Below are 12,211 nucleotides of genomic sequence, written 5' to 3' on the forward strand. Positions count from 1 at the left end.
TTCTCCTGGGGACCAATGCGTTCAAGCGGGAGCCGCGGGCGGCAAGGAAAGCGCGGCGGCATCAAGCACCACCACGGCACGCCCGCTGAGCAGCGCCGTGTCGCCGGCCTTGACCGCAAAGCTGTACAGCACCGTGTTGTTGTCGCCAGTGATACGTTCGGCGCTGATCAGCAGCGGCGCAGCAACGGTGTCCAGTCGGTCCACATGCAGGCTCACGCTGCGGACGCTGGCGAGGTAGCCGGCGCGGGGTACGGCGTCGGCATCAAAACCATCCCCCCTGATTTCGGCCACCAGCGCGCCGTGCACAGCCATCGCTTGCGCTGCGTATTCGACACCGCAGGCGGCGCCGAGCCGGCCCTGCGCGCGCAGCGGATTGTCGGCCGCCTGGTGGCTGCTGGCCTGGCACATGATGTGATCGCCGTCCCACGCAGTGACGCTGTCCAGCAGGCACATGGTGCCCTGGTGCGGGATGCGCCGGGCGATCTCGTCGTGGGTCAGTGTGCGGGGCGGATTCATGGCGGTGCAACGTCCACGGCCAGCTGCAGGTCGTCCAGATAATTCAGCGCAACAGTCGCCGACTGCTGGCGCGCGATCAGTTCAAGCAGAGGCAGGGCTCGCGCAGCCGGAATGGTCTGGCGCAGAAATTCCAGTGCCGCATCACCCATGGTGGTCGCCGCCATGGAGGTCAGGCCATCAACGCCTGACAGCGTGATGCGGGCCAGGCTGCGCTCGCTGCGCTGCGGGCTCAACACCAGCGCCACACCCAGCGTGTCGGGTATCGGTCGCTTGCTGTGCAGGGGTTCGGGGTAGTGGGTGTCGTAGGCCACCAGCAGCACCGGTGTGTTGTCGACGACAGCCTGGGTGATGGCTTCCAGCAGGCCGGCGGAAAAACTGCCATCGTGGGCGCAGAGTACCGACGAGGTTGGCGTGGCGCCGGTGGAAATACTCCAGTAGCCCGATGCGGCGTTGTGCACCGAGTTGTGAAAACGCGTCGGTGAAATCAAGCGGTCGCTCGAAGCCAGCGCCGAGCAGATGTCGTGGCAGTTCACGCCGTCACCCCCGGAAGACGTGAAAACCGAGGGCAGGCTTGACGCCTGCAGACCGGCGGCGTTGACGGCCTCCTGGCCGACCGCCAGCGACACCTTGATGACGGCGCCGGCGCGGCGGCGCTCTGCAGCGGGCAGCGACAGGGGGGCTGGCAGCACAGTGGGGATGGAGTCGTAAGGCGCGTGGCCCGCGAGCTTGTCGCTGCCGTCAATCCAGCTGGTCAGGCCCGGACCGACCAGGCCAATGCCTTCCACAAAAACAGTGAGGCTCAAAGTGGGGGGAGCTGTCATATCCCGTTCCTTATGTCGTGCGGCCGAGAACCAGGCTGCAATTGGTGCCGCCAAAACCGAAGGAGTTGCTCAGCACATGCTGTGGCGCCTCGTCGCGGTTGTGCAGCAGGTAGTCCACCGGCAAGGCCGGATCCACGGTTTGCGTCTGCACACCGCCGGGCATGAAGCCCTGCTGCAGGGCCAGTGCGCTGATCACCGCCTCCAGGCCACCGGCAGCACCCAGGGTGTGGCCGGTCTCGCCCTTGGTTGAACTGCAGGGCAGGGCATGGTCGCCAAACACCGCCGCGACCGCCTTGCCTTCGACGGTGTCGTTCGACGGCGTGGCCGTGCCATGCAGATTGATGTAGTCGATCTGACCGGGCTGCAGTCCCGCGCTGGCCAGCGCCTGCTCCATGGCGCTGATGGCGCCCCGGCCTTCGGGATGCGGCGTCGACATGTGGTGGGCGTCGCTTGACTCGCCGATGCCGCGCAGCACGATGGCACCTGCGTCCAGACTGTCAGGCAGTTTTTCAAGGAGTACAAAAGCCGCGCCTTCGCCGATGGAGATACCCCTGCGTCCCGCGTCAAAGGGCTGGCAGGGCTGGCGCGAGAGCAGGTCCAGCGAGTTGAAGCCGTACAAGGTGGTCAGGCACAGCGAATCCACGCCGCCGACGATGGCCGCGTCAATCAGGCCGGCCGCCATCATGCGGCGCGCCGAGGCAAACACCTTGGCACTCGAAGAGCAGGCGGACGACACCGTCATGGCCGGGCCTTCGAGGCCGAAGTAGCCGCGCACGAAGGCCGTGACTGAAAACGGGTTGTGGCTACCCGCGTAAACAAAAGAAGCCGGCAGGGCGCCGCTGACCGGATCGAGCGCGCGGTAGGCGAGTTCAGTTTCCAGAATGCCGGAGGTGCTGGTTCCCAGAAAAACACCGATACGCCGCTTGCCGTAGCGGCTTGCCGCAGCCAGCACTGCTGTTTCAAAACCGTCCTGGCGCAGGCCGAGCTGGGCCAGGCGGTTGTTGCGGCAGTCAAAGGCGCGCAGGTCGGGGCGCAGCAGCTGCCCGTCAACCTCACTGACCTCGCCTATCCATGTGGCAAGGTCGGTCGAATCGAAGTCGCAGGGTTTGAGACCGCTGCGCTCTGCCCGCAGCGAGGCCAGTGTGGCGTCCAACCCAGCGCCTATGCAACTGGTGGCGGTGAAGTGCGACAGCAGCAATGCCTGCATGGCGCCAGTCGGGGAAGGAGGAGCAAGGGTCATCGGGGGCCTCGGGATGATCATGACACGGGGTGCAGGCGGGCCACCAGCAGGACGTTGGCAAACGGTGTGCCCTGGCTCATGGACTGCGCCTCCACCACAAAGCCGAGCTGACGCAGTGTGTCCTGCCAGGCCGTCAGCGGGCGGCAATGAAGGGTGCCGAGGCGGTGCCCACGCAAGGTGGTCACCACATGGTCCACCCAGTTGCTGATGGAAAAACGCAGGCCGCCGGCGGCATCACCGACACGCAGCAGCAACACGCCGCCCGGTGCCAGGCTGCGGCGCACACGTGCCAGCACCTCGTCCTGCGCGGCCAACGGAACATAGTGCAGCACATCGAGAATCACCACCGCGTCGGTCTGGCCGAAGTCTGCGCTGCACATGTTGGCCTGTACAAAACTGGCGCGACCGGCGCTGACCGCTGGCGCCAGTGCGCTGTCGGCGCGCGCCACGTCATGCGCCATCAATTCGATGCCGCGTATGTGCGCAGCTTGCGGTGCGCTTGGCCAGCTCTCGGGCCAGACACCCTTGGCGCTGGAGGCCTGTGCGGCAAGCAGCCAGGATGTCAGCAGCCCCTGACCGCAACCGATGTCGAGGATGCGCGCGCGATCAGCCAGCAGCCCGGTAGCCAACAGGTGCGCAAACACCGGATCCCCGCCGAGTTTGCCGCGCGCGAAAAACCAGGCATACAGTCCGGCCGCCCGGTAGGGTGCCGCCGCCCTGGCGATCAGGTGGTTGACGAATGCGCTGGGGGTCGCCGTCATGTCAGGGCTTCACGAAGGGTGACGGGCCGCAGGCCAGCTTGTGCGATGGCTTGCAGCAGCGGTGGCAGGACCTCCAGAATCACGGGCAGGCCGTTGGGCGTGAGGGCCGCATGGCGGTCGTGCAGCAGCAAAATGTCGCCCGCCCGCAGCGAGCTGCAGAGCTTGCGCAACACCGTGGCGGGATTGCCCACCCGCGTGTCATAGGCGCGCCGCGTCCAGCTCGCCAGACGCAGGCCGCTGCGCTGCAGCGCCGGGTCGAGGAAAGGGTTTCGCAAGCCGGCCGGCGCGCGAAAAAATTGCGGACGGTCTCCCGTGATGGCGGTCAGGGTGGTCTGGGCCGCTTCCAGCTCACGCCGGAAGCCACCGGGACCGAGCAACGAAAAATTATGGCGGTGCTGCTGGCTGTGGTTTTCAATGCGGTGGCCGCGCCGCACGATGTCGCGGCAAATCTCGGGATACAGCGCGGCTTGCCGGCCCACGCAGAAAAACGTGGCTTTTGCGCCATGGCGGTCCAGCAGGTCCAGCACGGCGGGCGTCACCACCGGGTCGGGGCCATCGTCGATGGTCAGTGCGATTTCTCCACGTGCGGCGGCGGCAGCGGGCAGCCGGGTCCAGTTGGCGCCCAGCCAATGGGTGCGCGGCAGCAGGCCGACCGTCGCCAGCAGCACATGGTTGAGCACCAGTGCCGCCAGCGCCCACGGCCACCAGGCCGGTACGGCCAGAACGGCCAGTGCAGCGGCCGCATGCACGCCCAGCGAAACCTTCACCAGGACAGGCATGTCCCAGCGAGCATGTGCGGTGTTCGACGTCAGCGGTGCGCTCATGGCGTGATGGCCCTGACCGGCGCCGTCCATGTCGCGGGCGGACGCGCCGCAAAAATGGCGGAGAACAGCAGCACCAGGACCGAGCCGGGGCCGACCGTCAATCCGATGGCCTGAAACACCGGCACGCTGGAGATCGCCAGTACGCCGAAACCAGCCACCGTGGTGAGGTTGGCAAACAGCAGCGAGGCCAGGGTGCGGGGCGTGATGCCGGATGCCTCGTTATCCGCTCTTGCTGCCTCGTCTTCGGGTCCGGACCGGCGCGGCCCGCTGTTGAAAAACAGCGCGTAGTTGGAGCCCACGGCCACCACCAGCAGCAGGCCGATCAGGTGAAGAATGGTCAAGCGGTGGCCGGCCAGTGCCAGGCCGCCCAGCACCACGATGATGGCGGCTGCAGGCGGAGCCAGTACGCGCAATGTTGACACCGCCGAACGCAGGCTCAGCAGCAGCAACAGCGCCACCGCGGCCAGGCCGGCCAGGGACAACACAATCGCCTCGCGCAGGTAACCGCTGTACAGGCGGTCGGCTTCGCCCTTGAGGTCGACGAACAGGGCACTGCCGGTAGCACGGTCGCCTGGCGCGTCGGCCAGGACCTGCCGCACGGCAGCGGCATCAATGATGCCGTTGGCAGGCGCGTGAAGTGGCAGCAGCGCAGTCCAACCGGCGGGCCGGTCGGGCGAGGCGCCGCGTTGCATCAGCATGCCATCGACGGCAACGGCCAGCGTGGTGCCGTTGAGATCTGCCCGCTGCAGGGGTCGGCTCTGGCGGGCGGCTTCGGCATCGATCAGGAAAGGTGCCAGCCGGTCGGCCTGAATGGGCAGGTCTTTTACAGCCTGGGCCAGGCTTTCCTTGAGCTGGGCTGCGGGGGGCAGGCTGGCCAGCCGTGCCTGCTGCGTCGCCATGCTGGGCAAAAATCGCGTCGGGGTATCGACACCGGTGATCACCTGCCGCGCGACCAGGCCCTGCAGTGCCTGCACGGTGCCCTCAGCGGCCTGCAGCACCTGTTCCTGGGTCGCTGCGCTGATGACCACCAGGTAACGCACATCAGGCGCACCGAGGTCGGCGCGCAGGGCGGTGTCCTGCATCTGGTCAGCCAGCGAAATCGGGCTCAGGCCCGACAGCTCATGGTTCCACAAGGTGTCGCGGTGCATCGCCAGCGGTACACAAGCCAGCAGCATGCCTGCCAGCGCAGCCCATTTCAGGCGCGGTGCAAAGCGCACCCAGACGCCCAGCCTTTCGCCCAGCGCGGACACATCACGCACGCGGAAACCCTCAGGCAGCAGCAGCGGCAGGACAAAACGTGTGACGGCTGCCGCCGTCAGCAGGCCGACGATGGAGTACAGGCCCAGTTGCGCCAGCCCCGGAAAACCTGAAAACAGCAAGGAGGCGAAACCGGCCACCGAAGTCAATACGCCCAGGCGGATGGTCGGCCAGAAGCGCCGCACCCAGTCGGTTTTGGATGTTGCCGTGCGCTCCGACTGCACAAACAGGTAAATCGAATAGTCCACCGCCTCGCCGATCAGGGTGGTGCCGAAGCCCAGCGTGATGCCGTGCACCTCGCCAAAGCCGAGGCTCACGGCTACGATGCCGGCCACGGTGCCTGAGATCACCGGCACCATGCCCAGGGCGAGCGTGGTCAGCGAGCGGTAGATCACGATCAGCAGGGTCAGCATCAGCACCAGGCTGATGACCGAGGTACGCGTCACTTCGCGTTTGATGGTGTCACGCGCCTGCACCGCGAAGACGCCGGGGCCGGTGGCCACCAGCCTGAGGTCCGCGCCCGCGGAGGCGCTATGGCGGGCCTGGGCGAAAGCCGAGCGTACAGCCCCAAGCGCGTCTTCCTGGGCATCGGTGTCCGAGCCGGGTGCCACGGTTTGCACCAGCAGCAAGGCGCGCTGGCCATCGCGCGAAGCCCAGACGCCGCCAGCCGTGTTGGGCCGGTTGGCGCCACTGCTGCCATCGTCCGAAAACTCTTCAAGCAGCAAGGGAATCTCGCCGGTTGGGTCACGCGGCAGCAAGGACTTGGTCAGCAAACCCGCCGGTGAGGCCAGCAGGTCCAGCGTGTCGCCCAGCGCAGCGCGCAGACCCTCGGCGCTGAAGCGCGCCGGCGTGACGGCGGGGCTGAGCAGGTAGCGGTGCTCGAACAGGAAAGCCTGGTCGCGCTGCAGGCCACCGGACTCGCCGTTGCTGACGGTGGTGAAGCGTTTGTCGCCGCGCAACTGGCCGGCCATGGCGCCGGATGCAGCGGCGCGGCTGGCGGGGTCGCCACCTTCCACAGCGACCAGGATCAGCCGTGACACCAGCCCGTCGCGCAGCTGGTCCACCAGCAGTTGCTGCTCTGGCGTGGGTGAGCGCGGCAAAAAGGCCGACATGTCGGCGGTGAAGGTGGTGCGCGCTACCAGCACGCCGCACAGCAGCAGGGCCGCCAGCCAGATCCAGACCGGCAGCCAGCGCGTCTGGACAAAACCTTTTGTCATGGGGCCAGCGGAGCGATGACCATGACCGAGCGGTCCTTGTCGGTCTGCTCGATCTCGATGGTTTTGACCTCGGCGCGGCTGCCGCCGATGCGGATACGCTGCACCACGTCCAGTATTTTGGTTTCAATGGGGCGCAGCGTGAGTGTCCAGCGCTCCTCGGTGCCTTCCAGGTCGAGGTTGTAAATGCGCCTGAGCGCGGCAAGGTCGCCGGCCAGTGTGCCGCGTATGCTTTCGGTGAAGGCCACCAACTCTGGGTAGTCCTGCAGGCGCAAGGTGGTGCGGCGTTTTCCGCGTTCCACCGTCAGCGTGCCGGTTTCAATCAGCATCGACTCGGGCCGGGGTTTGAGCGTGCGTTTTTCGAGCCGGTCCGGCGCTGTGTAGAGCAGCTCGCCTGACGACTCCACCGGTTTGTCGAGCAGCGCGATGTATTTTTTCTCGACAAAACTGGCGCGGCCCGACTTGTTCTGCGCCAGGCCCTGCATCAATTGCGCGACGTCCCAGGCCGCGATGGCCGGCGTGCCCAACAGGCCGAGCAGCAGGCCGACGGCGGCCAGCCCGGCGGAGAAACGGGAGAAAAGGGGGCGCGCTGCATCAAACATGGGGAGGTACCGGGGTTGCGTCGGGCGTGCGCCTGGCGGGTTGCCAGAAGTCAAAAAAATTGAACCAGTTGTAGGGTGCTGCGCGGCAATGGGTTTCCAGCAGCTCGGCATAACGTGCCATCGCGGCCTGCACGGCGGCGTCGCGCCCGCCTGCGGGGATGCTGGAGAAATCAGCCAGTGTTTCAAAATGAATGTCGTAGCGATTACCGCCACCATAAAGCCCGACCATGAACAGCACCGGTCGCCGCAAAATTGCCGCCATGCGAAAAGGGCCAACGGGAAATTCGGCGGATTCGCCCAGAAACGGGACGGGCTGCGTGCTGTCGTGGTTCAGGCAGCGGTCGGCCAGCATGCCGACAACACTGCCGCTTTCGATCAGCTCATGCACCTTGAGCATGGAGTCGGCATGGCCCAGCGCCACGATGTCCTGCTGCGCCGCCGGGTTGATGGCACTGAGCGCCGCGTTGATCTTGCGCGCATTTTCCTCGAACATCACCATCGCCACCCGCAGGCCTGGCCGGCGTCGCCCGATGGCGCGCAAGACCTCGAAGCTGCCGACGTGGGCGCCCATCAGGAACACGCCTTTTTGATCGGTAGTCAACTCGGAAATCAGGTGCTCCTGATGAATGTGGATGTCGAACAGTTCGAATTTGTCGTTGATCAGGTAGACCCGGTCGTGAATACACGAGGCAAAACCCAGGAAATGCCGGAAGACATGGCGCCATCCGACCTGTGGGACAAGCGCTATCCGGCGCAGGTAGTCGCGTGAGGCGTGGCGCGCAGCGGCGTTGGCCAGCAGAAAGTAGGCGGCGATGCCATAAAGCACCAAGCGACCTGCGGGGCGGCCCAGGCGCAGGGAGATCCAGGTCATGACCCGCAGCATCAGCATGTTGCTGCGTTCCGGTCGCTGCCGCCACGCGGCCGGCGGCGCGGATGTGTTGCCGGCGTCGCTCATGGGGGGTCAAAACCAAGAACACCTGTCGCCACCTGACGGCCGGCGCCGGTGATGTCAAAACGGACCTGGCCCTTGCCGGTATCACTCCACGACAGGGTCAGGAGCTCGTCTGGCGCTACCGGGCTGAGAAATTTGGCTGAGTTGACCTGGCAGGTGGCGGCGTCGCGATCAGTCTCCTGACGCGCCTGCCCGACCGCGTGGATAGCCGCATCGAGCAGCAGCACACCCGGCACGATGGGGCGGCCGGGAAAGTGGCCGGCAAATGCGGGGTGGTCGGCCGCAAAGCTCAGCGGGGTCTTACCCTGCATCCGGACCTCCCTTCGCGGCCAAGGGCGCTTGCTGCGCTTTGGCCAGGGTCAGCAGCGCTTCGCGCGGCAGTTTGCCGGTGCTGTTGCGTGGCAAGGCGTCGAGCAGCACCAGCGGGCGCGGCAAGAAAGTACGGTCGATGCGTTCTTTCAGTGCCGCCAGCAGATCGGCCGGGCTTTTGCCGGGCGCCACCACAAAGGCCATCAGGCGCACCACCGCTTCATGATCGCTGTCGTCTGGCATGAAAAACGCACCGTCCTGCACGCCTTCGATGCTCAGCAACTGGTGGTTCAGGTAGTCCAGGGAGTTTCGCTTGCCGGCGATGTTGATCAGGTCATCCAGCCGTCCGTGCAGAAAAAACCGGCGATTGTCGATGGATTCGAGCACATCGTTCATGGGCATGACTTGTTCGACATGGCCGCCGCAGGCCCACATGCGCTCATCGTGGGGCGTCAGCGTGACCAGTGGGAACAGCTCCCATTGGTCGGTTTGTGTGCTGCGCCGCGACGCGATTTGTCCGGTTTCGGTGGAGCCATAAATCTCGAACAGGGGTGCCGAAAAATGCGTTTCACAGGTCTGGGCCAGCGCGGGGGGCATGGGCGCGGTCGCCGACAGCACCAGATCCAGCGCGGGCAGACTGACCCCGGAGGACAGCAGCACCCGCAAATGCACGGGTGTCGTCACCAGCAGGCGCGGGCGCGGCGTGGCCTGCAGGGCGGTGACGATGTCTGCCGGGTAAAAAGGCTGGCCGGCGTGAAGCGCGGCGCCACTTTGCAGGGGCAGCAGCACGGTCGACTCAAAGCCGAACATGTGCTGCGGCGGCACCGTGCCCACGATGCTGTAAGGCCGTTCTTTTTTCAGGTCCGGGTTCAGGTCCACGCCCAGACGCAGCGCTTCGGCCCGGGCGCTGTGCACCAGCGAACCCCAGGTTTTGCGGTGCGGCTGTGGCAGGCCGGTCGAGCCCGAGGTGAACACATCAGCCACCGGCTGGTTGCCCGGTATCAGCGGTATGTCGCAGGCCTCGTCGATGTCGAGGTCGGCCGCGCCCTGGGCAAATGCGTCCTGGTAAACAAAGCCTGGCAGGTCAATGGCATGGGGTGCGTCGGCAAGGCAAAAAACATCGGGTGCCAGCGCCTGCAGTTGGTGGATCATTTCCGGTGTGTGGGTGGGCGGCAGCAGGCTGATTTTGCGCGTCAGCAGGGCGGCGCCCAGTCCGACGGTAAAGTGGTAGCGGTCGCTGCAGGCATTGAGCATGTGTCCGCTCGCGGGCAGGGCCGCAGCCAGTTGCCGCACGTCGGCCAGAAACTGGCGCACGCTGATGCTTTGTCCATAACGCCAGGCCACGATGTTGTCGCCATGTGCGTGGGAAAGCAGTGCAAAGTGGGTCACAGGCATGGGCAGCGATCAGGGCGGCGGTGCGGTGCGTGCGCCTGCCTGCCGGTAGGCGCGTATCGCCTCCAGCGGTCCGGCACGGTCAGAGGGCGCCAGAAAGTACAGGCGTGCACCGTACTCTGCCGCGAACATCAAAATCAGCAGTGGCAGGTTCAGCAAATTGGCCAGAACTGACCAGACCGCCACCGGAGCCAGCCAGAAGAGCAGCAGCGACAGCGTGGTCATGACGGCGAAATAAAGCGTCCACGCCCAGGTGACCTGGCGGGTGTAACGTGCAAGCGCCGGCGACAGGCTGCCGTGAACCACCGCCGCAAAACGCGACACCATGGGCACCTGGCCGGCGCGCAGGCTTCGGCCGAAAGCCAGCCCCAGCAAGGCCTGCATGCCCGCATGCTGCAGCAGAAAAACCCAGTTGAAATGCTGCACCAGCCAGTTGCTGGTCGCATACAAGGCGGCGCAGCTTGCCAGGCACAGCAGCAGCATCCATGGCCGCTGCGGTGAGCGCCAGGCCAGCAGCACCGCCAAGCCCAGCAAGGGCGCGATGGCGACTGCTGCGTCAAACAGGTCAGGGTGGGGGTCGGCGGCGGCCAGATGGGCCAGCACCGAATAAGCGATACAGAAGCCGGCAATGACTGCCCAGCGAGCGCCAAGCAGCAGTTTCGCCGTCAAGCCGGGTTTCACTTCGTTCTTTGCAGCGCGATGTGATTGCTCAGGCTGCGCAGCGACTGGAAGATGGCGGTGTTGTCCTCGTGGTCGGCGCGCAACTGCAGGCCATACCGCTTGGAGACCACCAGCGCGATTTCCAGGATGTCGATCGAATCGAGGCCGAGGCCGTCGCCATACAGGGGATCGTCAGGCTGAATGTCGGCGGCGGCTGTTTCGAGGTTGAGCGAGGTCACCACCAGTTCGGCGACTTCACGCATCAATGCCGAGTCGGCGGCCTGGGGAGCAGATGTGGTGGTTGAAGTGTCGGGCATCGTGGACATTGTTTGGAGATTTTCGGGTGTTGCGCCATGGCTGCCAGCCCGGTTTCAGTGATGTTTTGATAGTAACTGACATTGTTTCGAAGCCGGTCTGCCGCTGTAGGCGCACACCCCTGCAGTGCGTCAGCCGCCAGCGAAACAAGATGTAAATTGGCCCCGCCAATGCTGCGCCGTCCTGGATGCCGAAGTGGCGCTGCTTTCAGGCTTGTCGCCATCCCGCAGGATCAGTGTGAAACAAGGCCTCAGCCCATGCCAGATATGGATAAAACGCTATTTTTTTAATAGCGCTGGCTGCGGGGTGGACCCTGCCAATCCTCAGAACGGCGCGTCAGGCGGGTTCAGGGGTGGGGTGATTGCCGGACCGGCGCCGCCGGCCTTGATACGTTTGGACTTGAGTGTGGCTTTTGCGGGTGCCGCTGCAGCGGCCGCGTCGTCTTGTGCTGATGCACCATCGGCGGCGTCATCGAGCACCGCCTGCCGTACCGTCGCCTTGTCGCCGGCGCCTGCAAACTTGCTGTATTTGCCCAAGGTGGTTACCAACTGGCCGTAAATGCGCGGGTTGCCGGCCACACATTCACCGTGGTCCATGAAGTCGGCCTCGCCAGTGAAATTGCCGATCAGGCCGCCGGCCTCGGTCACCAGCAGTGAGCCGGCTGCCACATCCCAGGGCTTGAGGTTGGCTTCAAAAAAGCCGTCGCTGTAGCCGGCCGCCACATAGGCCAGGTCCAGCGCGGCGGCGCCCGGGCGCCGAACGCCTGCGCTCTGGCTCATGACCTCGCCGAGCATGTTGAGGTAGGTCTTGAGCTTGTCGCCGGGGCGGTAGGGAAAGCCGGTGGAGATCAGGCATTCCTGCAGGCGGGTGCGTTTGGCCACGCGGATGCGGCGGTCGTTCTGGTAGGCGCCGCGGCCCTTGGTGGCGCAGAAGATGTCGTTGCGGGTCGGGTCGTACACCACCGCCTGCTCGACCTTGCCCTTGACCGCCAGCGCGATGCTGACGCAGTACACGGGAAAGCCGTGGATGAAGTTGGTGGTGCCGTCCAGCGGGTCGATGATCCACACGAACTCGGAATCCTTCGCGCCATGTTCGCTGCCCGATTCCTCGGCCAGGATGCCGTGGCCGGGGTAGGCGGTCAGCAGGGTTTCGATGATGGCGGCTTCGGCGGCCTGGTCGATCTCGGTGACGAAGTCGTTGGTCTGTTTGACCGAGACCCGCACCGATTCCACGTCCAGTGCGGCGCGGTTGATGATGGCGCCGGCGGCGCGCGCAGCCTTGATGGCCACATTGAGCATGGGGTGGAGATTGCTGGACATATAAGACTAAGAAAGAGCACAAGGGGCTG

At 65.5% G+C, this 12,211-nt stretch carries 11 protein-coding genes and 1 pseudogene; all 12 read right to left on the reverse strand.

What is annotated here, in order from left to right:
- Positions 1-21 precede the first annotated feature (21 nt).
- Complete coding sequence (locus ACH2CW_RS04430; protein WP_395055633.1) at positions 22-516, reverse strand: 3-hydroxylacyl-ACP dehydratase; 495 nt, start codon at positions 514-516, stop codon at positions 22-24.
- A complete protein-coding gene (locus ACH2CW_RS04435; protein ID WP_395055634.1) occupies positions 513-1,337 on the reverse strand; it encodes a beta-ketoacyl synthase chain length factor in 825 nt (274 codons plus the stop codon). The genes ACH2CW_RS04430 and ACH2CW_RS04435 overlap by 4 nt, the downstream gene beginning before the upstream one ends.
- Before the next feature lie 10 nt (positions 1,338-1,347).
- Positions 1,348-2,544 carry a beta-ketoacyl-[acyl-carrier-protein] synthase family protein gene (locus ACH2CW_RS04440; RefSeq protein ID WP_395055682.1) on the reverse strand — a complete coding sequence of 399 codons (1,197 nt, stop codon included), beginning with the start codon at positions 2,542-2,544 and terminating at the stop codon, positions 1,348-1,350.
- Positions 2,545-2,594: 50 nt separating this feature from the next.
- Positions 2,595-3,338 (reverse strand): SAM-dependent methyltransferase, encoded by a 744-nt coding sequence (locus ACH2CW_RS04445; protein WP_395055635.1) that lies wholly within the window; start codon positions 3,336-3,338, stop codon positions 2,595-2,597.
- On the reverse strand, positions 3,335-4,162 hold the full coding sequence (locus tag ACH2CW_RS04450; RefSeq protein ID WP_395055636.1) for a polysaccharide deacetylase family protein: 828 nt from the start codon (positions 4,160-4,162) through the stop codon (positions 3,335-3,337). The genes ACH2CW_RS04445 and ACH2CW_RS04450 overlap by 4 nt, the downstream gene beginning before the upstream one ends.
- Positions 4,159-6,636 carry an MMPL family transporter gene (locus ACH2CW_RS04455; protein WP_395055637.1) on the reverse strand — a complete coding sequence of 826 codons (2,478 nt, stop codon included), beginning with the start codon at positions 6,634-6,636 and terminating at the stop codon, positions 4,159-4,161. The genes ACH2CW_RS04450 and ACH2CW_RS04455 overlap by 4 nt, the downstream gene beginning before the upstream one ends.
- Positions 6,633-7,235, reverse strand: a complete 603-nt coding sequence (locus ACH2CW_RS04460) for a LolA-related protein (protein ID WP_395055638.1) — start codon at positions 7,233-7,235, stop codon at positions 6,633-6,635. Before ACH2CW_RS04460 ends, ACH2CW_RS04455 begins: the two co-directional genes overlap by 4 nt.
- Positions 7,228-8,190: an acyl-CoA synthetase gene (locus ACH2CW_RS04465; protein WP_395055639.1), complete on the reverse strand. Its 963-nt coding sequence runs from the start codon at positions 8,188-8,190 to the stop codon at positions 7,228-7,230. The genes ACH2CW_RS04460 and ACH2CW_RS04465 overlap by 8 nt, the downstream gene beginning before the upstream one ends.
- Positions 8,187-9,891: pseudogene (locus ACH2CW_RS04470) on the reverse strand (AMP-binding protein). The gene ACH2CW_RS04465 and the pseudogene ACH2CW_RS04470 overlap by 4 nt, the downstream one beginning before the upstream one ends.
- A gap of 9 nt (positions 9,892-9,900) precedes the next feature.
- Positions 9,901-10,557: a hypothetical protein gene (locus tag ACH2CW_RS04475; protein WP_395055640.1), complete on the reverse strand. Its 657-nt coding sequence runs from the start codon at positions 10,555-10,557 to the stop codon at positions 9,901-9,903.
- Positions 10,558-10,565: 8 nt separating this feature from the next.
- Positions 10,566-10,865: a phosphopantetheine-binding protein gene (locus tag ACH2CW_RS04480; RefSeq protein ID WP_395055641.1), complete on the reverse strand. Its 300-nt coding sequence runs from the start codon at positions 10,863-10,865 to the stop codon at positions 10,566-10,568.
- 321 nt (positions 10,866-11,186) lie between these two features.
- Positions 11,187-12,182, reverse strand: a complete 996-nt coding sequence (locus ACH2CW_RS04485; RefSeq protein WP_395055642.1) for an inositol monophosphatase family protein — start codon at positions 12,180-12,182, stop codon at positions 11,187-11,189.
- Between the last annotated feature and the right edge of the window lie 29 nt (positions 12,183-12,211).

The organism is Polaromonas sp. (genome assembly GCF_043778355.1).
Lineage (GTDB): Bacteria > Pseudomonadota > Gammaproteobacteria > Burkholderiales > Burkholderiaceae_C > Polaromonas.